The 21,864-nt window shown below is 60.0% G+C and carries 17 protein-coding genes; 16 read left to right on the top strand and 1 reads right to left on the bottom strand.

The features are described from left to right. Nucleotides 1-17: 17 nt before the first annotated feature. Nucleotides 18-2,234, bottom strand: a complete 2,217-nt coding sequence (locus tag DW211_RS01320; RefSeq protein ID WP_118258755.1) for an acyltransferase family protein — start codon at nt 2,232-2,234, stop codon at nt 18-20. Nucleotides 2,235-2,421: 187 nt separating this feature from the next. Here DW211_RS01320 and DW211_RS01315 point away from each other — a divergent pair, with 187 nt between their 5' ends. The 16 genes from DW211_RS01315 to DW211_RS01240 all read left to right on the top strand — a co-directional run bounded on the left by DW211_RS01315 (nt 2,422) and on the right by DW211_RS01240 (nt 21,788). After that, nucleotides 2,422-3,417 carry a ribokinase gene (locus tag DW211_RS01315; protein WP_118258753.1) on the top strand — a complete coding sequence of 332 codons (996 nt, stop codon included), beginning with the start codon at nt 2,422-2,424 and terminating at the stop codon, nt 3,415-3,417. 4 nt (nt 3,418-3,421) lie between these two features. Continuing rightward, nucleotides 3,422-4,396: a nucleoside hydrolase gene (locus DW211_RS01310; RefSeq protein ID WP_117564514.1), complete on the top strand. Its 975-nt coding sequence runs from the start codon at nt 3,422-3,424 to the stop codon at nt 4,394-4,396. A gap of 226 nt (nt 4,397-4,622) precedes the next feature. Then, on the top strand, nt 4,623-5,633 hold the full coding sequence (locus tag DW211_RS01305; protein WP_089573543.1) for a LacI family DNA-binding transcriptional regulator: 1,011 nt from the start codon (nt 4,623-4,625) through the stop codon (nt 5,631-5,633). A gap of 257 nt (nt 5,634-5,890) precedes the next feature. After that, on the top strand, nt 5,891-7,291 hold the full coding sequence (locus tag DW211_RS01300) for an L-fucose/L-arabinose isomerase family protein (RefSeq protein ID WP_118258752.1): 1,401 nt from the start codon (nt 5,891-5,893) through the stop codon (nt 7,289-7,291). Between the two features lie 2 nt (nt 7,292-7,293). Continuing rightward, nucleotides 7,294-8,130, top strand: a complete 837-nt coding sequence (locus tag DW211_RS01295; protein WP_197736868.1) for a transketolase — start codon at nt 7,294-7,296, stop codon at nt 8,128-8,130. Then, entirely contained in the window at nt 8,123-9,064 is a 942-nt protein-coding gene (locus tag DW211_RS01290; RefSeq protein ID WP_118258750.1) for a transketolase family protein, read from the top strand. Before DW211_RS01295 ends, DW211_RS01290 begins: the two co-directional genes overlap by 8 nt. Nucleotides 9,065-9,206: 142 nt before the next feature. Continuing rightward, on the top strand, nt 9,207-10,697 hold the full coding sequence (locus DW211_RS01285) for a glycerol kinase GlpK (RefSeq protein ID WP_118258749.1): 1,491 nt from the start codon (nt 9,207-9,209) through the stop codon (nt 10,695-10,697). Nucleotides 10,698-10,849: 152 nt separating this feature from the next. Beyond that, nucleotides 10,850-11,338 (top strand): S-ribosylhomocysteine lyase, encoded by a 489-nt coding sequence (locus tag DW211_RS01280; RefSeq protein ID WP_117640520.1) that lies wholly within the window; start codon nt 10,850-10,852, stop codon nt 11,336-11,338. A gap of 200 nt (nt 11,339-11,538) precedes the next feature. Then, nucleotides 11,539-12,378: a PRD domain-containing protein gene (locus DW211_RS01275; RefSeq protein WP_118258747.1), complete on the top strand. Its 840-nt coding sequence runs from the start codon at nt 11,539-11,541 to the stop codon at nt 12,376-12,378. 68 nt (nt 12,379-12,446) lie between these two features. After that, nucleotides 12,447-13,817: a PTS transporter subunit EIIC gene (locus tag DW211_RS01270; protein WP_158565462.1), complete on the top strand. Its 1,371-nt coding sequence runs from the start codon at nt 12,447-12,449 to the stop codon at nt 13,815-13,817. Between the two features lie 105 nt (nt 13,818-13,922). Then, a complete protein-coding gene (locus DW211_RS01265) occupies nt 13,923-14,903 on the top strand; it encodes an alpha/beta hydrolase (RefSeq protein WP_117778711.1) in 981 nt (326 codons plus the stop codon). Nucleotides 14,904-15,026: 123 nt separating this feature from the next. After that, nucleotides 15,027-15,671, top strand: a complete 645-nt coding sequence (locus DW211_RS01260; RefSeq protein ID WP_117803524.1) for a DUF4867 family protein — start codon at nt 15,027-15,029, stop codon at nt 15,669-15,671. A gap of 348 nt (nt 15,672-16,019) precedes the next feature. Further along, nucleotides 16,020-17,450 carry a 6-phospho-beta-glucosidase gene (locus DW211_RS01255; protein ID WP_118258746.1) on the top strand — a complete coding sequence of 477 codons (1,431 nt, stop codon included), beginning with the start codon at nt 16,020-16,022 and terminating at the stop codon, nt 17,448-17,450. Between the two features lie 425 nt (nt 17,451-17,875). After that, the gene (locus DW211_RS01250) at nt 17,876-19,675 is read left to right on the top strand and encodes a histidine kinase N-terminal 7TM domain-containing protein (protein ID WP_158568460.1); all 1,800 of its coding nucleotides are present in this window, start codon (nt 17,876-17,878) and stop codon (nt 19,673-19,675) included. A gap of 2 nt (nt 19,676-19,677) precedes the next feature. Continuing rightward, complete coding sequence (locus DW211_RS01245; protein ID WP_369832363.1) at nt 19,678-21,171, top strand: sensor histidine kinase; 1,494 nt, start codon at nt 19,678-19,680, stop codon at nt 21,169-21,171. Continuing rightward, nucleotides 21,168-21,788: a response regulator transcription factor gene (locus DW211_RS01240; RefSeq protein ID WP_118258740.1), complete on the top strand. Its 621-nt coding sequence runs from the start codon at nt 21,168-21,170 to the stop codon at nt 21,786-21,788. Before DW211_RS01245 ends, DW211_RS01240 begins: the two co-directional genes overlap by 4 nt. Nucleotides 21,789-21,864 lie beyond the last annotated feature (76 nt).

Here is a 21,864-nt window from a genome sequence, read left to right as displayed (position 1 = left end):
GGGGTGTTTGCTGCGGGTTACTTGTCGGTGCCTAGCTTGTGCGGTTTGAAGGCGAGGGCGTTAACGAGTGCGTCGGTGGCAGACTTGACGGCCGCCGGCTGAGGATCGTTGACGTGATCCTCGGGATGCACGGGCAGGTCCTTCTTGACTGCATCGTGGATCAAGTTGAGGTACTCAGTCACGCCAGTGGTCGACAGGTGCGTGCCATCGCCATCGAACAGGTCGTTGCGATTGGCACTGTATCCGTACCAGTCGATAACGCGCACGTTCTTGTAGCGCGTAGCGGCGTTGGCGATGGCCTGGTTGGTAGAGCCAACCCACGGCTGCGGGCTGCGCGTGTTCACAAACACCACAATACGCTTATCTCCTGCATCGGCCATGATAGCGTCGATCTGGTCGTCGGTTACCAAGCCGTTGGTGCCCAGGGCAAAGACCACGATCTTGCCGGCAAGGTTCTGCTGGATATAGCCCTCAAATGTCGCGCGGCCCGCATCGAACTGGCGACCCTTTTCGGCATCGATGTGACTGTGGGGGAACACGCCGTCAAAGGAATCGACAGCGCGCAGCGACACGGAGTCGCCGATCATTAACAGGTCGTAGGATCCGTCGGGGAAGCCGTCGTTGTCCTTGTCGGTGTCATCGGCCGCCTGTTGGTCCTGGGGTTTTGCATTTTTGGCTTCCTTGTTTAGGATTTCGGCGCCCTCGCCGCTCAGCGCGGATGTGTCGGGCACAAAGACCAGACCACCCAGCGCCACGACAAGCACGACGCCGCAAACGGCGCACACGGGAATATGCGCGCGCACCCAGCTCGCGGGCGTGGTGGTGCCTTCGCGGAACTCGGAAACGGTGCGTCCAAAGGCGCCCTTCCTAAACGGCGTTTCGATAAAGCGATAGGAGCACTCGGCTACGGCGACCACCACAAGTACCTGCAAGATGTACTGCCACCAGGGCGTATCGCTGATGTTGGCGACCGGGTTCATGAGCAACAGTAGCGGATAGTGCCACAGGTAGATGCTGTACGAGCGCTTGCCAACCCACACGAGCGGCTCGGCGGACAGTGCGCGGGCAACCATTCCCTGGGGCTGCACGCAGGCCGCGATGACCATGAGCGTGAGGATGGAGCATAGCAGCGTGCCGCCGCGATACTGGAACGCGGTGTAGCCGTTGGTGAGCGCGACCATGGCGGCAAGGCCAACCAGACCCACGACGCCCAGCACATCGATGGATGCGGGCGAGGACCAAAAGCGCACGAGGGCGCTCGGCTGTGCCGGGACGGTCTCGGCTGCGTTGTCGGCCTTCTCGCCAGGCTCGCCCTCGGCGTTCTTGCCGTGCTTGGCGGCGCCAGCCAGGCGATTGAGCCCCAAACGATGAGCGAGACGCACCGGCGCCAGGTCGCGATCGGGGATAAAGGCCATCCAGGCGCCCAGCAGCAGCGAGAAGACGCGGGTGTCGGTGCCGTAGTACACGCGGCTGGGGTCGGCGGCAGGGTTGTAGAGCACCATCATGGCAAGGGCGGATACCGTTGCGAGTCCCAGGACCACACGGCGCGTGTTGGGTTTGCTCACATGCATGGACACCATGGCAAACAGCAGCGGTGGCCAAACCAGGTAGAATTGTTCCTCGATGGCGAGCGACCAAAAGTGCGTAAGCGGCGAGGGGTCGCCCAGGACGTTGAAGTACGAGACGTCCTGCATAATCTGCCACCAGTTGTTAAAGAACAGCAGCGACGGCAGAATGTCGGGACGCATCTTGGTGAGCATCACGTGGTTGAAGACGGTGCACAGCGCACAGGTTACAACCACAACGGTCACCACGGCGGGGACCAGGCGACGGATGCGGCGAATCCAGAAGCTCTTAAGGTCGATGCGGCCGGTCTTAGCGACTTCGTTGAGCAGCAAGCGCGTGATCAGATAGCCCGAAAGCACAAAGAAGATCGTGACGCCAAGCAGGCCGCCCTGAGCCCACGTGAGGTTGAGGTGATAGAGCACCACCGCGACGACGGCAAGCGTGCGCAGGCCGTCGAGGGCAGGGATGTAGCGGGACTTGGGGCGAGCAGGCGTCTGCTCCGCGGCGGGAGTGTTGGCGCGGCCCGCGTTGTTGGCAGAAGCGCGATGGGGGCTCGCGGTGCGTCGCGGCTCGTTGGCACGGCGCTCGCCCTTCACGCGTTCGTGCGGCGCCGGCTCGTTGCCCGTGCGGCGTCGACCGCGCGAGCCCGATTGCGAGAATTGTTCCATAAAACATCATCCAATGACGAGAATAATCAGCACGTATTCATTGTAGCTGCCTGCCCCTGTGAATGCTTGCTGCTGGCGCAAGCTCAAGCGCGCGTCCACATCAAAGTGGACTAAAGTTATAGGGGGTGCGAGAGTGCACAATCGTTGGTCGACGGTGGGCGCAAAGCCTGAAGACGAGGAGGTTTCCATGGCGGATCACAGCATCGTTGCGGTGTTCGGCAGCATGAACATGGACCTTTCGGTGGCGTGCGAGCGCATGCCGCGCGCGGGCGAGACGGTCGATGGCAGCGGTTTTATCACCAACGCCGGCGGTAAGGGAGCCAATCAGGCCGTTGCCGCTGCGCGCATGGATGCGCGCACGTGCATGATCGGCGCTGTTGGGCGCGATACCTTTGGCGATGCGCTTGTGGCAGGGCTCCAGGATGCCGGCGTGGGCGTTGAGTTTGTGGCGCGTCGCGATGACGTGGAGACCGGTACCGCGACTATCATTCGCTGCGAGAGCGACAACCGCATCGTGCTGTCGCCGGGCGCCAACCACGCGCTTGCGGGCGAGGACGTTGCCCGCGCACTGAGGCGCTTGGTGGCCGACGAGCTCGACGGCGATGCCAGCGAGTTTGCCCCGGCTGCTGGCGGCGTCTTTATCGCCCAGGGCGAATGTGATCTGATGGCAACGGCCGCGGCGCTTTCTTGCGCTCACGAGCTGGGGTTCTATACGATCTTTAACCCGGCGCCCGCCTGCGACCTGCCGGCAGGAGCGTGGCCTGCGGTCGACCTGGTCTGCCCCAACGAGACCGAGTGCCAGGTGCTGACGGGCATTCTGCCCACAGATGATGCGAGCTGCGTCGCCGCGCTCAATGCGCTGCTCGACAAGGGCGCCGGGGCTGCGGTCATCACGCTGGGCGGCGCCGGCTCGGTTACGCTCGGCGATGGCGGTGAGCCGCTGCGCATGCCGGCGCTTTCGAGCGTGGTGGTCGATACGACGGCCGCGGGCGATACATTTATTGGCGCGCTTGCTGCAGCTCGTCTGGAGGGCCTGCCGCTCTTTGAGTGCATCGCGGCGGGCGCTCGCGCCTCGGCGGTGACGGTGTCGCGCCTGGGCGCTCAGCAATCAATTCCCACGCGTGCGGAAGTCGAGCACAAGTTTGGTTTAGACGGTTTGGATGTAGAGGGAGAAGCGGAGTAGAACAATGGCAACCAAGAAGCTGATCCTTGATCTGGATATGGGTGTGGATGATGCGATGGCGCTCGCCTATGCCATCGCAAGCCCCGAGGTGGAGCTCGTCGGCATCACCACGTGCTTTGGTAACGTGCGCGTCGAGCAGTCGGCGCACAACTGCTTGGCGGTGCTCGACCTGTTGGGTCGTCCCGAGGTGCCGGTGTACCTGGGCGCCGATCGTCCCATGAAGGCGACCGAACCCTACACGCCGCCGGCGTCCACCACGCTTATCCACGGCAAGAACGGTATTGGCGGCGCAAGCGTGCCCGCCTCGCCGTACGAGCCGGTGGGCGCGACGTCGGCCGACGGCAATGCGGCGGTCGATTACCTGATTGATGCCGCGCGTACCTATGGTCCCGATCTGGTCTACGTTGCGACCGGCCCGCTCACCAATCTGGCGCTTGCCCTGGAGCGCGATGCGGCGGCGATGATGTCTATCGGCCGCGTGGTCGTGATGGGCGGCGCCCTTACCGTGCCCGGCAACGTGAGCGCGGGCGCCGAGGCCAACATGGCGGGCGACCCCGAGGCTGCCGACGCTGTGTTGCGCTCGGGCCGCAAGCTCACCATGGTGGGCCTGGATGTGACGCACCGCGTGGTGCTCACACGTCGCGACGTTGCCGGCTGGACGGGCTCGGGCACTATGGCTGGCTGCGCGTTTGCGAGCATGGTCGAGCACTATATCGGTTCGTACGAAATGAACGCGCCCTACCTGGGCGGCTGCGCGCTGCACGATCCGCTGGCGGTTGCCGTGGCGATTGATCCCACGCTCGTGGGTGCGCTCGGCTGTAACCTGCGCGTTGACTTGCTGGGCGAGTATCGCGGCCGCACCATCTGCGACGAGCACCGTCTGTCCGATCCAGATAAGAGCGCGCTCGTGGCGCTGACCGTCGACGCCCCGCGCTTCCTGTCCGAGTTCAAGGCCCGTATGGCTCGTGTCCTGGGCTAAATGATTTTCACGCCCCGTCCCATGTAGTCAATTTGGGACGGGCTTTTTTAGCTACCGAGTAAATACGCCCGTTGGGGGAATAGTCGTGTCGCTTCGCTTGACAACAGGCTAAACTAGCTATTAAACATTTACTATTCTGTTTAGATTGAATTTGCGGTCGTTTAGTTGTCGAGTCACGGGGCGGTCAGGCCACGATGCTCCGCCACGACCGTTGCTAGGGGGAACAATGGCCAAAGCAAGTGTTCGCGAGATCAGCCGCATCACCGGTTTTTCGCCCGCAACCGTGTCCAACGCGCTCAACCGCAAGCGCAGCGTGAGCGAGGAGACCGCCAAAGTCATCCTGGAGTGCGCGCAGTCGCTCGGCTATCAGCAGTCGACGCAGCTCGAGAGCATCCAGTTTGTGCTCGCGCGCAAGACGGGCGCCATCCTGGACGAGAGCACCTTCCACCCCGCGGTCATCGAGGGCGTGGAGCGCCAGGCGCGTCGCCACGGCATGAGCACGAGCTTTGTCTCGCTCGACTTTAGCGACCTAGACGCCGTGCGTCCGCAGGTCGAGGGCCTGATTGCCGATCCGGCCGCCGCTATTGTACTAATGGGTACGGAGTTGGGCGAGGAGGACTACGCCCTGTTCGCTAACGCCGCCGCCCACCTGATTGTGCTCGATGGCTGGAGCGACCGCCAGTACTTTGATGCCGTGGTCATTGCCAATACCGATTCGGTGCTGCGTGCCGTGGACTACCTTATCGAGAAAGGTCACAAGCAAATCGGCTATCTGGCGGGCGACCTTCGTATCCGCAACTTTAAGGACCGCGAGCGCGGCTATCGCCAAGCGCTTGAGGATGCGGACCTCGAGGCCAATCCGGCATGGCGCGTCACGCTGGGCACCACGCTCGAGGGCGCTTATCGCGACATGGGCGCGTGGCTCGACAATGCCTCGCACGACGACCTGCCGACGGCTTTCTTTGCCGAGAACGACGTGCTCGCCGTGGGTGCCATGCGCGCGTTCAACGAGCACGGCATTCGCGTGCCCGAGGATGTCTCGATCATCGGCTTTGACGACCTATCTCTGGGCGCTTTTTCCAACCCGCCGCTCACCACGGTGCATGTTCCCAAGCACGAGGTGGGTGAGATCGCGGTGCGCCGCCTGGTGGGCAACATCCGCAATCCCAAGAGCTATACCTGCAAAACGGCTGTGTCGACCTATTTTGTCGAGCGCCAGAGCGTGCGCGAAATCTAGGCGGAGACGGCATCGCCTGCAGCGTGCCAAAGCTCGCTAGGGCAGTAAACATAGCGCTATTCAAAAGAGGGTCCTTCGGGGTCCTCTTTTTGTTTCCCTTGTATGTTCAGATTGTTTACATACCGTTTAGGCTGATTTCTCTACCGTCTACGGGTATTTCGCGCTAAACTTCTAAACAGAAGAGTAAAACATTTAGTAAACAGAACAAAACGAAACATGCGTCTGTTTACTGAACATGTGACTAGGGGAGGACGTACATGGACAAGATCAAGCTCGGCTTTGTGCCCACGCGCCGCAGCATCTTTAGCGCGCCGGACGCGATCAAGTATCGCGGCCTGACGGCTGATCGCCTGCGCGAGATCGGCGTCGACATCGTGGATATCGACGACATCAATGACGAGGGCCTGCTGTTCGACGACAACCATATCGAGCCTATCGTCAAGAAGTTCCGCGCCGAGGGCGTCGACGGCATCATGCTATGCCACGCCAACTTTGGTACCGAGTACGTCTGCGCTCGCCTTGCCCGCGAACTCGGCCTACCCGTGCTGCTGTGGGGTCCGCGCGACGAGCGCCCCGAGCCCGACGGCACGCGCCTGCGCGACAGCCAGTGCGGCCTGTTCGCTACCGGCAAGGTCCTGCGCCGCTTCCAGGTGCCCTTCACCTACATGACCAACTGCCGCCTGACCGACCCCGAGTTCGAGCGCGGCGTCTGGGACTTCTTGGCCGTGTGCAACGTGGTCAAGACCTTCAAGCACACCCGCATCCTGCAGATGGCCACCCGTCCGTTCGACTTCTGGTCGACCATGTGCAACGAGGGCGAGCTGCTCGAGAAGTTCAACATCCAGCTTTCGCCCATCCCCATGACCGAGCTTGTCCAGGCCGTGCGCGACGCCCAGGCCGACGAGCAGGCCATGGCCGCCATGCTTGCCCACATCAACGACAGCTTTGAGATCTGCATCCCCGAGGACAAGGTTCCCGCGGTCGCCGGTCTTGCCATCGCCATGAAGCGCCTGGTCGAGAAGTACGGCTGCAACGCCGGCGCCATTCAGTGCTGGAACGCTCTGCAGGACGAGTTGGGCATTATGCCCTGCGCCGCCAACGCCATCCTCAACGAGATGGGCATTCCTATCGTATGCGAGACCGATATCCACGGCGCCATCACCGCGCTGATGGTCGAAGCCGCCGACCTGGGCCGTCACCGCGGCATGTTCGCCGACTGGACCGTGCGCCATCCCGATAACGAGAATGGCGAGCTGCTGCAGCACTGCGGCCCCTGGCCCTGCAGCTGCGCGGCCGTCAAACCCAAGCTCACTTACCCGCTGGCTTTCGATCACCCTGGCGCGCTGACGGCCGAGGCCAAGCACGGCGATCTCACCCTTGCCCGCTTTGACGGCGACAACGGCGAGTACTCGCTGCTGCTGGGCAACGCCCGCGGTATCGATGGCCCGGCTGGCATGGGCACCTACCTGTGGGTCGAGGTCGAGAACCTCAAGCGCCTCGAGGCCAAGATTGTCGAGGGTCCCTACATCCACCACTGCGTCGCTATTCACGCCAACGTGGTGCCGGTGCTCTACGAGGCGTGCAAGTACCTCGGCATTGCCCCCGACCTGTACGACCCCATCGAAGAAGACGTTAAAGCCTACCTGCGAGGAGAGTAGAAATGGCAACTATCGAAGAGCTTGAGTCCCTGCGTTGGGACCTTCGCCGCGATTGCGTCGATATCATCATGGCTGGCGCCGGCGGCCACATCGGCGGCGACATGTCGGTGATCGACGCCCTCATGACCCTCTACGCCAACCACCTCAACATTTCGCCCGAGACCGTCGACGATCCCAACCGCGACCGCTTCGTGCTCTCCAAGGGCCACGCCATGGAGGCCTACTACGCGGTGCTGTGCCACGAGGGCTATCTGGACCTCGACGACGTCAAGGCCCGCTTCTCCAAGTTCGGCAGCCCCTACATCGGTCACCCCAACAACAAGCTCAAGGGCATCGAGATGAACTCCGGTTCGCTGGGCCATGGCCTGCCCGTGGCCGTCGGCATGGCACTTGCCGGCAAGATGGACGGCCGCGACTACCGCGTCTACACCATCATGGGCGACGGCGAGCTTGCCGAGGGCTCGGTCTGGGAGGGCGCCATGAGCGGCGGCAATTACCAGCTCGATAACCTGTGCGCGCTCGTGGACCGCAACCGCCTGCAGATCAGCGGCAGCACCGAGGACGTCATGAAGCAGGATTCGCAGGAGGAGCGCTGGGCCGCCTTCGGTTGGAACGTGCTGTCCATTCCGGGCAACGACGTCCAGGCCATCGATGCCGCGCTGACGCTGGCCGCCGAGACCAAGGGTAAGCCCACGGTCATCATCCTCAACACAGTGAAGGGCTACGGCTCGCCGGTTATGGAGGACAAGGCCGCCTGGCATCATCACCTGCCCAACGATGAGGAATATGCCCAGATCATCGCCGATTTCGCTGCCCATAAGGAGGCTATCAATGGCTAACAAGATCGCCAACCGCAAGGCTATCTGCGACACGCTGCTCGAGGCCGCCGCAACCGATAAAGACATCGTCGTCCTGTGCTCCGACTCCCGCGGCTCTGCATCGCTCACGCCGTTCTTTGACCAGTATCCCCAGCAGTCCGTTGAGGTCGGCATTGCCGAGCAGGACCTGGTGAGCATCGCCGCCGGCATGGCCTCGTGCGGCAAGAAGGCCTGGGCCGCCTCGCCGGCGTCCTTTGTGACCACGCGCTCGTATGAGCAGTGCAAGGTCGACGTTTCGTACTCCAACACCAACGTCAAGCTCATCGGCATCTCGGGCGGCGTGTCCTACGGCGCCTTAGGCATGAGCCATCACTCCGCGCAGGATATCGCCGCCATGAGCGCGATTCCCAACATGCGCGTGTATCTGCCGAGCGATCGCTTCCAGACCGCCGAGCTCGTGCGTGCCCTGGTCGCCGACAACAAGCCGGCCTACATCCGCGTGGGCCGCAACCCGGTGGAGGACGTGTACACCGAGGACGAGTGCCCGTTCCAGATGGATCGCGCCACCTGGGTGCGCCGCGGCACCGATGTGACGATCGTCGCTACCGGTGAGATGGTCCGCCACGCCGTGGACGCCGCCGATCTGCTGGCCGAGCAGGGCATCTCGGCAACGGTGCTCGATATGTACTGCGTCAAGCCGCTCGACGCCGAGGCCGTGATCGAGGCCGCCGGTGCCACGCGCGCCGTCGTGACCGTCGAGGAGCACAGTCCCTTCGGTGGCCTGGGTTCCATGGTCGCGCAGGTCGTAGGTGAGCACTGCCCGCGTCCGGTCAAGTGCCTGAGCCTGCCCGATGCGCCGGTCATCACCGGTACGAGCCCCGAGGTCTTTGCGCACTACGGCCTGACGGGCGAGGGAATCGCCAAGACGGTCGTCGAGTTCCTTCCCGCAGAGTAATTGGTGCATCGGGGACAGGTTTGCACCAATCCTTTTAGGTTGAATTTTGAGCAGGCCGGCTGCGCTCTCATGAGCCGGTCGGCCACTCGCTCCTTGTCCGTCGGGTTTTAGTTTTGAATCGACGGGGGAGACAGGAGAGTACATGAGCAAATACATCATCGGAATCGATCAGTCCACACAGGGTACTAAGGCGCTGCTGGTGGACGAGGGCGGCCATCTGATCCATCGCGCCGACCGCTCGCATCGCCAGATTGTCAACGAGGCCGGCTGGGTGAGCCATGATCCAGCCGAGATCGCCGCCAACGTGCTGGCCGTGGCGCGCGCCGTGGTGGAGGAGACCGGGGTCGATCCGGCCGACGTCGCCGGCATCGGCATCTCCAACCAGCGCGAGACTACCGTTGCCTGGAGCCGCAGGACGGGCGAGCCGCTGTGCGATGCCGTGGTGTGGCAGTGCGCCCGCGCCCGCGAGCTGTGCGACGAGCTTGCTGCGCGCGAAGGCGTGGCCGAGCTGGTGCGTGACACGACGGGTCTGGTGCTCTCGCCCTACTATCCGGCGGGCAAGATGGCCTGGATCCTCGCGAACGTTCCCGCGGCTGCCGAGGCCGCGGCGGCGGGCGAGCTGTGCCTGGGCACCATCGATGCCTGGGTGGTCTGGACGCTCACGGGCGGCGCGGAGTTCCGCTGCGACTGGTCCAATGCCAGCCGTACGCAGCTCTTCGACCTGCGCTGTGGCTGCTGGAGCGAGCCGGTGTGCGAGGCCTTTGGTGTCAATCCGGCGTGCCTGCCGCAGGTGACCGATTCCGATGGCCTGTTCGGTACAACGGACCTGGGCGGCTTTTTGTCGGCGCCCGTGCCCATTCACGGCGTGCTCGGCGACAGCCATGCCGCCTTGTTTGCCCAGGGCTGCCATAGCCGCGGCATGGCCAAGGCGACCTATGGCACCGGCAGCTCGGTCATGATGAACGTCGGCGACGAGTTCGTTGCCAGCTCGCACGGGCTTTCGAGCTCGCTTGCGTGGCGTATGGACGGTGTGACCGAGTATGTTCTCGAGGGCAACGTGAGCTACGCCGGCGCCGTCAAGACGTGGCTGCGCGACGACCTGGAACTCATCAACAATCCCGAGGAAGTCACCGACCTGTGCTACGCCGCCAATCCGGCAAGCCGTGTCTACTTTGTGCCGGCGTTCACTGGCCTGGGCGCGCCGCACTGGGCGAGCGATGCCGAGGGCTGCATCTTTGGCATGACGCGCACCACGGGCCGTGCGGAGTTCGTAAAGGCCGCTGACGAGTCGATCGCCTATCAGATCTTCGACGTGATTGATGCGATGGTCGAGGATTCGGGCGCGGCGTTGGCCGAGCTTCGTGTTGACGGCGGTCCCACGCGCGACGCGTACCTGATGCAGTTTGAGAGCGACTTGATTGGCTCGCCCATTCGCATCGCGAGCAACGACGAGATGAGCGGTCTGGGCGCGGCCTGGGCCTGCGGCATTGCACTGGGCATGTACACGCGCGACGTCGTCGACGTCTACGGCGCCCGCGGCATCGTGGAGTCCACCATGTCCGCCGACGAGCGCGCCAAAAAGATCGCCGGCTGGCGCCATGCCGTGAAATCTACAATCGCGTACACCGCCTAGCATGATTATTCTGAGACGGGGATTAAAAACTCATTGATCCCCGTCCCGGGCAGCTCATTTGGGACGGGGCTTTTTTGACTGGTATGATTGGTGCGACCATTCGAACCAGCTAAAAGAGCCCCGTCCCAAATTGACTACCGAGAGGAACTGCCATGGAGCGCATTGCAAGTTTTTCCGTTGACCATCTGCTGCTTGAGCCCGGCGTGTATGTGAGCCGCATCGACCGCGATCCGGCGACCGGCGCCGCCGTCACCACCTTTGACCTGCGCCTGACCACGCCCAACAAGGAGCCAGTCATGAACACGGCCGAGTGCCACACCATTGAGCATCTGGGCGCCACCTTCCTTCGCAACCATGCCGAGTGGTCGAGCCGTATCGTCTACTTTGGGCCCATGGGCTGCCGCACGGGCTTTTACCTCGTCGTTTTTGGTGAGCTGACGAGCGAGGAAATCTTGCCGCTTGTGCGTGAGCTGTTCGAGTTTGTTGCTGGCTTTGAGGGCGATATCCCCGGCGCTGCTCCCGAGGAGTGCGGCAACTACCTGGACCAGAACCTCCCCATGGCCAACTGGCTTGCGCGTCGTTATCTCGACCGCGACCTGGCCGATATCGACGAGAAGCACCTGCACTATCAGCAGGCATAGGGCCGCCCTCTGCCTCCAAACCGTTCACACGGAGATATCGACCGTTTAACTGTTTAGAAGTGTTTATTCGAGGTCATTAGCACTAGCTCGCTTAAACTAGTCCTCAGAGTGATATTCAGGCAAGGCTCCTGAAGCAGCATCTGTCGACATTGATTGTCGGATTCTGCTTCGGGAGCCTTGTTCTGTTTAGGGGGGGACACATGGAAATTGTTAAACGAATTAATACCAGCGCTGTCCTCTGCGTCGATGGAAATGGCAGACAGTTGGTTGCATTCGGCCGTGGTCTGGGGTTTAAGAATGTCGGAGACGAGGTCCCTCTTCCGGAGATTCAACGAACGTTTTATAACGTTAGCTCTCGCTACATCGCTCTCGTTGACGAGGTCCCCGACGAGCTTCTCGAGCTTACCTCGGATGTTATTGATATGTCGACAGGTTTGCTGTCTTATGAGGTGAGCCCTAATTTGCCGTTTATCCTTGCGGACCATATCGCGTATGCGGTTAAGCGCAAAGAGCAAAATATCGTTGTCCGCATGCCTTTATCGTTTGATGTCCGCCAACAATATCCCGTCGAATTTAGAATCGGCGAGTATGCACTTAAGATAATCAGGAAACGTCTTAACGTTAGGCTTCCAGCTCATGAGGCAGTTGGAATTGCCATGGCGTTTATCAATAACATGGCCGATTCGGACTCATGCGAAGTAGTTAAAGAGTTTAGCGCGGATATCTACGATCGTGTTCTGGAGGAGTCAACCGTTGCTGTTGAAAATCGGCTTGGCATTCAAGTTGATCGGGAAGGTTTCGATTACGCAAGGTTCGCAACCCATCTTCAGTACTTATTCAATAGGTTGAACTCTGGCGAAAGCATCGTGAGCGACAACCGCAAGATGTACCTCTCGCTCAAAAAAGAATATCCGGTGGCATCAATGTGCGCCGATGATATTGCTTCTGTTCTCAGCCGACTGACGGGGCGGGAACTTATAGACGAAGAAAGACTCTACCTCATGATGCACATCAATCGAATTGCATCGAAAACAAGGTAATTAGTTGGCAAAGGCGCGCGCTTTGCTGATGGTTACATATAAAACTCAACATGGGAGAAATGGTATTTATGGCAGATACAACCAAGCTCGCTGCCGAGATTCTCGAGATGGTGGGCGGCGCAGACAACGTTACATTTGTAGCTCACTGCATGACTCGTTTAAGGTTCAACCTTAAGGACGAAAGCATCGTAGACGATGCAAAAGTCAAGGCGATTGATGGCGTGATCGACATTCGCCATTCCGCGGGGCAATATCAGGTGATTGTGGGACCTAAGGTCGATAAGGTCTATGAAATCGTTGCCAAGGAAACCGGGATTGATGCCGGAGATTCCGAGGCAAGCGAAGGAGAGACTAAGGGCTTTCTGGGAAAGCTAATGAAGCTCATCAGCGGCATCATGATGCCCGTTCTTCCTGCCTTGATCGCATGCGGAATGATAAACGCCGTCCTTAGTATTCTGACGACGGCGGGTGCTGTTTCCGCCGAGAGCGGAATATACACTCTGCTGTACGGCATGGGAAATGCCTGCATGTATTTTCTGCCCGTTCTTGTCGGATCATCTGCTGCTCAGTTCTTTGGAACCGATCGATATATCGGTGCGGTACTCGGTGCAATCCTGATTTATCCGACTTTCGTTGCTGCGGCCGGAGCGGGCGATGCGCTGGATTTGCTCGGCATGAAGTTCACAATGGTGAGCTATTCCTCCACGGTGTTTCCTGCTATCGTGGCGGCTTGGTTCGCATCCGTTCTTAATAAGTGGCTGCGGGCGGTTCTTCCCGATGTTGTGGCATTTGCGCTCGTCCCGTTCCTGACGGTTGCTGTTGCCGCCCCCGTCTCGCTCCTTGTGATCGGCCCCGTTATTCAGCAGGCGAGCTCTTTGCTTGCGACTGCAGTGCTGGCGGTCTATCAGTTCAGCCCCGTCCTTTGCGGCGTTATTCTCGGGCCGATATTCGGTCTCGTTATGATCCCCCTTGGACTCCATTGGGCCCTGATCGTGCTTTCCATCAACAATATTATGACCGTCGGCTCCGATCCTATCCTTGGACTTCTCTGCTGCAGCATGGGTGTTGTCGGCGCTTGTTTGGCGTTTGCCCTCCGCTCGAAGGACCCGAGTGAAAAGAGTCTTGGGTTCAGCTGTGCCATTACGGGCTTTTTCGGGATTACGGAACCGGCGCTGTACGGCATCATCTTGGAGCACAAGAAGATCATTATCGCTTCCATGGTCGCCGGAGCAATCAGTGCTGTTATCCCGGCGATTTTCAACACCTGTACGTTCGTTATGACGTCGAGCGGCATTTTTAGCTTCCCCGGTTATATGGATCCTTCTGGTGATATGAGCAGCCTCATCGGCGCAATTCTTTGCAATGTCGTCGGTTTAATTCTTAACTTCGTTCTCGTTTACATCCTGTATCGCCCTGATGAAGAGGCAGTAGTGGAGTAGACAATTATTTGGGATGTAAGCTGCCGAAAACCCCGCGGCAGATTGCATGTGGTGGGCTTGCCGTTGATTCACGCGAGCCCACCCTCATTTTTGGAGTGACTAGCTATGACAATTACAGCCGATATGACGTTTGGCGAAATCGCGCTCCTTCCTGAGTTCGCTGGCTTTGGCGAGCACCTTATGCTTTGCCGGCCTTCAACTTGGGAGCGCATGTGGAATAAACCCATCGTGTCTCATATGAATTCTGATGCTAATCCATATGAAACTACTCGCGTTTTGCGTGGATTGAATCGGATTGTCGAGCTCGTGGATGACGGGAGGCAAGTTGCCTACGATATATGGGATGAAGCCGACTGCATCCGTGATCCGACTCGACGCAACACGAAACTGTTCTTCTTTCCCGGGAGACCCGGGGCTCCCTTTATCATTGCGGTTTCGGGCGGAGGTTATCAGAGCGTTTGTCATCAAATGGAAGGCTTTCCCGTTGCCCCCGAGCTCAACGATGCGGGCTATAACGTGTTCGTGCTGTCATACAGGGTGAGGGTCGAGCCTTTGATGCCGCGTCCAATCGACGATTTAAATCGAGCTGTCCGTTTTGTCTTCGAGAATTCAGCGAAATTTAATGTCGCAAAAAGTTATGCAGTTATCGGCTTTTCTGCTGGTGCGCATTTAACTGCCGAGTGGGGGACGGACAACAAGGGATTTGCGTCCTACGGATGCGAGGCACCCAAAGCCTTGGTCCTGTGTTATGCACCGATTGATCTTCGTGGCTTTGAGAACGCATCAGACAATAGATTTCTTGATTCGGTGTGCGGCGGGGCTGGTCGCGACTCGCTCGATGATTTCTGTATTAATCAGCATGTGTGGGAGCAGTATCCTCCGACATATCTTTGGCAATGCGCTGACGATGATATTGTATCGCCCGACAATTATGAAAAGATGGTCGATGCTCTGGATGCAGCTGGAGTACACCATGAGGGAGTCATGTATTCAGAAGGGGGGCACGCATTGATGAAGCCCCATGCGCCGGAGACCGACTACTGGTGTATGAGCGTTATTGAGTTTCTTAAAGATTATCTCGACTAGGAAGCTGCATGTCGCTTTTTGAGCGGGTGATTTCGTCATGCAATGTTTTCGGTATTGATCGTGGTCGTGGATGAATGATGTTCTAGAATGTTCATACTGTCACATAAACGAACAGGAGCGAACATGCATATCTACTCTGTATCAGATCCCGAGTTCAAATCCTATGGTCGCGTGTGGGACGACGTGCCGTCCAACCTGACCGCCCCGCTTGTCGAGGCGCTTGCGGCTACTCCCATTCCCGAGGGCACCAAGTACGTGGCCTCCGCACCCGAGCTCGAGCAGGTTGAGGGTGTCGACACGCTCGGCCTGCTCATGTACGGCGGCCGTCCGTTCCAGCCGGGCTGGTGCAACGGCCACAACACGCGCCTCAACTGTCTGGAGTATCACCGTGCCAGTGAGTTTAATTTGGGTGCGCGCGACTTTATTCTGCTGCTGGCCAAGCGCGAGCAAATTGTCGACGGCAAGCTCGACACCGCTCAGGTCAAGGCCTTTCGCGCGCCCGCCGGCACGCTCGTCGAGGTTTACGCCACCACGCTTCACTACACGCCCTGCATGGTCGACGACGGCGGCTTTCAGGTGATGGTGGCGCTGCCGGCGGGCACCAACGGCCCGCGCCCCGAGGCTGCAGCCGACATGCCTGCCGCCGGTGACAGCTACTGCTACTGGAAGGCCGACAAGTGGGTCCTCTGCCACGCCGACAGCCCCAAGGCGGCCGAGGGCGGTTACGTGGGCCTCATCGGCAAAAACCTCGACATCACCTGCGACTAGGGGCTTCCTGTTTGTCTCGATCTGTAACATCTAGCGGGCTAAATCGTCTCTACCTGTTACAGATTTAGACAAACTGCGGGGGCTGCCCGAAAATCTCGATCTGTAACACCAAGCCCGGTTTTGGCTGCCTACCTGTTACAGATCGAGACAAACCGTCCCCAACCACCACAAAGGTGCCTGTCCCCTTTGTGGTGGTTTGGGGCGGCGGTATCAGAAAGTGTCAGGCAGGGGCGGCTGCCGGACGCCCGTGTGCGAAAAGAAGTGTCGGCCTGCGTCGTTGCCGTTGAGTAGCGCGCTGCTTACGGGGATACTGAAACCACGACAAACAGCGTGTGAAAGGATTGATGCATGGCTTTCCGTAAAGACTTCCTGTGGGGCGGCGCGACGGCTGCCAACCAGTGCGAGGGCGCTTACGACGTGGATGGCCGCGGCCTGGCCAACGTGGACGTGGCGCCGCACGGCCCCGAGCGCTATGCGGTGGTCTCCGGCCAGCGCAAGATGCTCGACTTCGAGGACGGCTATTACTACCCCGCGCAGACCGGCATCGATTTCTACCACCACTACAAGGAGGACATTGCGCTTTTTGCCGAGATGGGCTTTAAGACCTTCCGCATGAGCCTGGCGTGGACCCGCATCTTCCCCAACGGCGACGAGACCGAGCCCAACGAGGCCGGCCTGGCCTTCTACGAGGACGTGTTCCGCGAGTGTCAGGCGCACGGCATTGAGCCGCTCGTGACCATCACGCACTTCGACTGCCCGATTCACCTTATCAAGGAGTACGGCGGCTGGCGCAACCGCAAGCTCATCGACTTCTACAAGAACCTCGCGACCACGATCTTCACCCGCTACAAGGGTCTGGTGAAGTACTGGCTCACCTTCAACGAGATCAATATGATCTTGCACCTGCCGTTTATGGGTGCTGGCTTGGTCTTTGAAGAGGGCGAGAACAAGGAGGCCGTCGAGTACCTGGCCGCCCACAACGAGCTCGTCGCCAGCGCTTGGGCAACCAAGATTGCTCACGAGATCGACCCCGAGGTCAAGATCGGCTGCATGCTCGCCGCGGGTAGCTACTACCCCTACAGCTGTCGTCCAGGCGATGTGCGCCAGGCGCAGCTCGACAATCAGGACAATTACTTCTTCGTCGACGTTCAGAGCCGCGGCTACTACCCGGCCTATGCCGTCAAGAAGCTCGAGCGTTTGGGCATCGATGTGGGCATGACGGATAAGGACCGCGAGATCCTGGCCGCCAACACCGTCGACTTCATCAGCTTTAGCTATTACAGCACCCGTTGCTCCGCCGGTGCCGATAACCCCGATGTCGAGCGCACCCAGGGCAACGCCTTCGCCGGCGCCAAGAACCCCTATCTGCAGGAGAGCCAGTGGGGCTGGGCAATCGATCCGCTGGGCTTCCGCATCACCCTCAACGACCTGTACGACCGCTATCAGAAGCCGCTGTTTGTGGTCGAGAACGGTCTGGGCGCCAAGGATGTTGTCGAGGAGGATGGCTCCATCAACGACGACTACCGTATCGACTACCTGCGCCAGCATATCGCCGCGATGCGCGATGCGGTGACCGAGGACGGCGTTGACCTGCTGGGCTACACCACCTGGGGCCCGATCGACCTGGTGTCTGCCGGCACGGGCGAGATGTCCAAGCGCTACGGCTTTATCTATGTCGACCGCGATGATGCGGGCAACGGCACCCTCAAGCGTTCCAAAAAGAAGAGCTTCGACTGGTACAAACACGTCATCGAGACGAACGGCGAGGACCTGGCCTAAGGCTTCCCAACAACCATAGCCTCCTAACCAAAACGCCCGGCGAGCAGTTAATGCCCGCCGGGCGTTTTGTTAAAAGAAGTGAAAGCACTCATTGGGGACGTACTTAAATGAGTGCCCGCAGAATGAGAGTGGATAATCTCCCGTTTTTAGCCTGTTTGTGGGCTCAAAGTGGGAGATTATCCACTCTCGCCATTTGGGCGTCCAAAAATCCTCGCTCGTTTTGTCTTAGTCATTGGGGACGTTCTTAAACGACTAGTCGCTGGCGACGTCCCTCGCCGTCTGCGGATTTTGGGACATGTGGCCCGCTTTTTGAGCCTGCCTGTCGGTACACTAAAAGCACTATGGGTACCCGCGAGCGACATATCGGCCACGCGGCCGCCCGATCCGCACCCGTGGCGGATCCCAGGGGCGGCAGGCTCTTCGCCATGCCGCGATTGCTTGTTGGCATAACACATCAGGTGTATCGTCACCGCGTCTTTGCTATCGCCGGCGCCATCACCGCGCTGTTCCTCATGCTTTTGGCAGTCTTGCCGGCGCTGTTCGCCTTCGACCCCAAACTTTCTAACGCCGTGCCCGCCTATAGCGAGGTGTCCGAAGAGGTCGTGGATGCGCTCGCCCATTCGAGCTCTCTCCCGCTGCTTGTCGCCGCAATTGCATTTTCGATTTGGGGCGTGCTGGTCTATCTGCGTTGTTTGGACTATGTGTTGCGCCGCCGCCTTGTTGCCATCGCCACCATTTGCGCCCTGTGGATGATCGAGGTCATCCTCAAATATAAGTCGTTCACGCCGTTCTATGCCACCGTGCTGTGGTACCTGTACTACGTGCCCATGACGCTCATTCCGCTGATCTACCAGCTGTGCGGTCTGCGCCTCGCGGGTTTGGAACAGCATCGTATGGGGCGTCGGTACCGCACCATTTTGTGGGTTATGGCTGTCCTGCTTATCGGCTTTGTGCTCACTAACGATGTTCATCAGCAGGTCTTCCACTTCGATCGGTCGAGTGAAACCTGGAGCAACGATTACACATACGGTTGGGGCTACGGTGCCGTTCTGGTGTGGACGGCCTTTAACTTCGTGGCCTTTTTTATCCTGGTGGGCCGGTCCTCGTCCTTCCGCATCCAACGTTTTTCGGGCACGGCAGCGCTCGTGCTGCTGGGCGGCGCATTCTTTGCCATCTCGTATGCGTTGCGCGTGCCCTGGGCATGGAGGCTCAACTTTTCGCTCGTCTATTGCGTCCTGTGCGTGGTGGCGATGGAAATCTGTCTCGATTGCGGTGTCATTCCGTCATATCACGACATCGCCGGCATTTTCGGCACCTTGCCGTTTGACCTCAAAGTTCTAACGCGTGACCTGCAGGAAGTCTATGCCACGCCGGTGTCAAAGCCGATCCCGGAGGGCGTACGCGAGGAGTTGCGGGCCCAGGAGCACGGACACGCCCATGCCTTTGCCGTGGCGTCCGATCCCGATGTAATGTATCGCGCTTTTCCGCTGTTGGGTGGATCGGCACTGCTTGCCCAAGACGTGTCGGAGCTCAACGAGCTCAATCGCGAACTAGCGCATCGTCGCATGGAGCTGCAGCGCCAAAACGAGCTGCTTGCTGCCGACTACGACCTTAAGACGCATTTGGCAGATCAAGAGGCCGAAACCCTGCTGGTCCAAGACGTGGACCAGGCGCTTGCCCGCGCGCTCGAAGAGATGTACGACCTACTGAGCACTCTGCCGCCATTGACCGACGAGGCATCTTCGCACGAGCGTTACTGCATGCTGCAGCGCGCTAAGATGCTCGTCGCCTATTGCAAACGCAAGGGGTCGCTCACGTTGGCGCAGCACGGGGAGAGCGGTTTTGACCGCGACCGCATTCAGCTCATTGCCAACGAGCTCGCAAGCGACCTGCGCACCATCGACGTCGATTGCGCCTCGATTATCGCCATACGGCGCCCGATGCACGCCAGTGCGGTAAGCGCGCTGTACGACTGCGTGTATGACTTTGCGTTTTTTGCCTACACCACTACTCGACCGGCACTTATGTATCACTTGAGCGACCACGACTCGTGCAGCGTGGAATTGCGTGCCACGCTCTTTTCCAATGACGAGAAGGATTTGTCGCAGACGCCCGCCGCGCGTGAGCTCGAGAGCGCGCTGCAAGGGCGTAACGTGGCGTACCGTCTTGAGGGCGAGCCCGGTCAGCTGCGCATGATCGTCTTGATGCCGCAGGCGGGTGAGTGACCATGCAGGTTCCGCTCATCCTTCCTCAGATTGTCGCGCTCGATGTCGTCTTTGCCCTGGCGACATGCCTGCAGACAATTCACGTTCCACTCATCGCGTCTCGTCGCATGTCCTATAACCGCAAGATGATTTGCGCCTACGAGGCGAGCCTTGTGCTTCACCTGATGATTTCGGCGCTCATCTTATTCGCGTCGTCTGGTTCGTATCTGGTGGCGCCGCTTGACGTTTGCGCCAGGGCAATGGGCGGAGTGCTGTGGCTCAATGCCGCGATCTTTGCCTATGGCGTGGTGCTTATGGTGCACTATCGTCGCCCCGTCATGTTGGCCGAGCTGCTGCTTGTTGTCGCCGTTACACCGCCGGTGGTTTTTGCCATGGGCTCGGAGTGGGCCGTTGTCCTTATCGCAGAGGGAGCGTTCTTCCTGTTCCGCTCCATCGCGGCGCTCTTGATGGACGTCCGTAACCGCCAGGAAGATATCACTGCGTTCTCGACGATCGAAACCATCAACATGATTCCCGTGGGCATCCTGTATCTGGACCCGAGGGGCCGTCCGCTGCTCATGAACCGCTGCATGCGCAAAAACCTGGTGGAACTTCATATGCCCACCGATCTAGGCGATATGAGCAGTACATGGAACGACCTGCGCAAACTTAGCATGCAAATGCCCGAAAGCAGCAAGAACCGTGTGCGGATTAATCTGGACCGCTTTGGTGAGGCGCGCGCGGTAGTCGAGGTCTCTCCCGCCGAGATTCGCCTATTTGTCTGCGATCGCGTTATGGTTTCGGGCCGTTCGTTCGAGCGCATTATCGGCCTGGATGTAACAGAGTACGCGCATGCTCATGACCGCTTGGCGCAAGCCAACCACTTGCTTGAGCGTGCTGGCCAAGAGCTCCAGGCCCAGATCGAAGAAGTCAAAAAGGTTGCCGACAATGCGGCCTACCTGCGCATGCGTTCCCGCGTGCACGATGTAATCGGCCAGCGCCTGTCCATCCTCCATCGCTATTTGGAGGAGGGGCGCCTGGACGACGAGTCGCTCGAGCGGATCGACCCGCTGCTGCGCTCAATCGCTGCCGATCTGCGCAGCGGGGGCGACACCGAACCGGCAGAGCAACTGGGCGATATCGTCCATGCCTTTGGTCTGGTGAGCGTGCAGATCGATGTGGAGGGCGAGCTGCCAAGCGACGCACGTGTCGCCGCGGCCTTTCTGCAGATTATCCGCGAAGCCTCGACCAATGCCACCAAGCATGCGCAGGCCCATCAGGTCCATGTGCGCCTGCGGCAGGAGACGTCGGAAGACGGCGCTGTTGCGTGGATGACCGTTTCTAACGACGGCACGCCTGCACCCGTATCGTATCGCGAGGGAACGGGTATCCCTGGTATGAGGCATGTCGCACAGAATCTGGGCGGCAGCCTGGAAGTCCACACCGCCCCGCCCTTTACACTTGCGGTGTCCATCCCGCTCGCCTCCAACGCCACGGTCCAAAGGAGAAGCTCATGATCCGCGTGTTAATCGTCGAAGACCAGGCTATCTTGCGCGAGAGCCTGGCGCGTTCCGTGGGCGACCAGCCCGACATGACCGTTGTCGCCGCGATTGCCGACGCCTCGGATGCCTTGGACGTTGTGCTCAAGGAGCGTCCGGACATGATACTGATGGATGTGTGCACCGAGCACGATTCCAACGGCATCGTGGCGGCGGCGCGCATCAAAGAACGGCTGCCCGAGTGCCGCGTCATTATCATGACCGGCATGCCCGAGATCACCTTTGTGGACCAGGCACGCGAGGCGGGCGTCGACAGCTTTGTGTACAAGAACGTCGGTATCGACGAGCTATTCGCCGTGATGCGCTCCACGCTGGCGGGTTACTGCACGTTTCCCAAGCCGCCCGAGAGCATCTTCTCGGGCACGGCGGCCCTCGACGATGTCGAGCTGTCGATCTTGCGCCTTGCCTGCGAGGGTAAAAGCCGCCGCGAGATTGCGGCCGAGCTGTTTATGAGCGAGGGCACCATCAAGCGCCGCATCTCGGAGATCCTGAGCAAGACCGGCTACGACAACATCATGCGTCTTGCCGTGCATGCGGTGACCGAGGGCAGCATCGTTCCCAACATGGAGCGCTAGCGCTCGTTACGCATCGGCATACAAGCGGCGGGGCCGCAGGATCATCTCCTGCGGCCCCGTCTGGTGTGCGCGGATG

Origin of the sequence: Collinsella sp. AM18-10, from assembly GCF_003471585.1 — a bacterium.
Taxonomy (GTDB): Bacteria; Actinomycetota; Coriobacteriia; order Coriobacteriales; family Coriobacteriaceae; genus Collinsella.
The sequence above is the reverse complement of the archived record's forward strand: the minus strand, read 5'-3'. Positions and strand labels throughout refer to the sequence as shown.

Coding starts and splice junctions, on each gene's coding strand:
- DW211_RS01320 (WP_118258755.1), bottom strand. CDS start 2,234: ATGGAACAATTCTCGCAATCGGGCTCGCGCGGTCGACGCCGCACGGGC.
- DW211_RS01315 (WP_118258753.1), top strand. CDS start 2,422: ATGGCGGATCACAGCATCGTTGCGGTGTTCGGCAGCATGAACATGGAC.
- DW211_RS01310 (WP_117564514.1), top strand. CDS start 3,422: ATGGCAACCAAGAAGCTGATCCTTGATCTGGATATGGGTGTGGATGAT.
- DW211_RS01305 (WP_089573543.1), top strand. CDS start 4,623: ATGGCCAAAGCAAGTGTTCGCGAGATCAGCCGCATCACCGGTTTTTCG.
- DW211_RS01300 (WP_118258752.1), top strand. CDS start 5,891: ATGGACAAGATCAAGCTCGGCTTTGTGCCCACGCGCCGCAGCATCTTT.
- DW211_RS01295 (WP_197736868.1), top strand. CDS start 7,294: ATGGCAACTATCGAAGAGCTTGAGTCCCTGCGTTGGGACCTTCGCCGC.
- DW211_RS01290 (WP_118258750.1), top strand. CDS start 8,123: ATGGCTAACAAGATCGCCAACCGCAAGGCTATCTGCGACACGCTGCTC.
- DW211_RS01285 (WP_118258749.1), top strand. CDS start 9,207: ATGAGCAAATACATCATCGGAATCGATCAGTCCACACAGGGTACTAAG.
- DW211_RS01280 (WP_117640520.1), top strand. CDS start 10,850: ATGGAGCGCATTGCAAGTTTTTCCGTTGACCATCTGCTGCTTGAGCCC.
- DW211_RS01275 (WP_118258747.1), top strand. CDS start 11,539: ATGGAAATTGTTAAACGAATTAATACCAGCGCTGTCCTCTGCGTCGAT.
- DW211_RS01270 (WP_158565462.1), top strand. CDS start 12,447: ATGGCAGATACAACCAAGCTCGCTGCCGAGATTCTCGAGATGGTGGGC.
- DW211_RS01265 (WP_117778711.1), top strand. CDS start 13,923: ATGACAATTACAGCCGATATGACGTTTGGCGAAATCGCGCTCCTTCCT.
- DW211_RS01260 (WP_117803524.1), top strand. CDS start 15,027: ATGCATATCTACTCTGTATCAGATCCCGAGTTCAAATCCTATGGTCGC.
- DW211_RS01255 (WP_118258746.1), top strand. CDS start 16,020: ATGGCTTTCCGTAAAGACTTCCTGTGGGGCGGCGCGACGGCTGCCAAC.
- DW211_RS01250 (WP_158568460.1), top strand. CDS start 17,876: ATGCCGCGATTGCTTGTTGGCATAACACATCAGGTGTATCGTCACCGC.
- DW211_RS01245 (WP_369832363.1), top strand. CDS start 19,678: ATGCAGGTTCCGCTCATCCTTCCTCAGATTGTCGCGCTCGATGTCGTC.
- DW211_RS01240 (WP_118258740.1), top strand. CDS start 21,168: ATGATCCGCGTGTTAATCGTCGAAGACCAGGCTATCTTGCGCGAGAGC.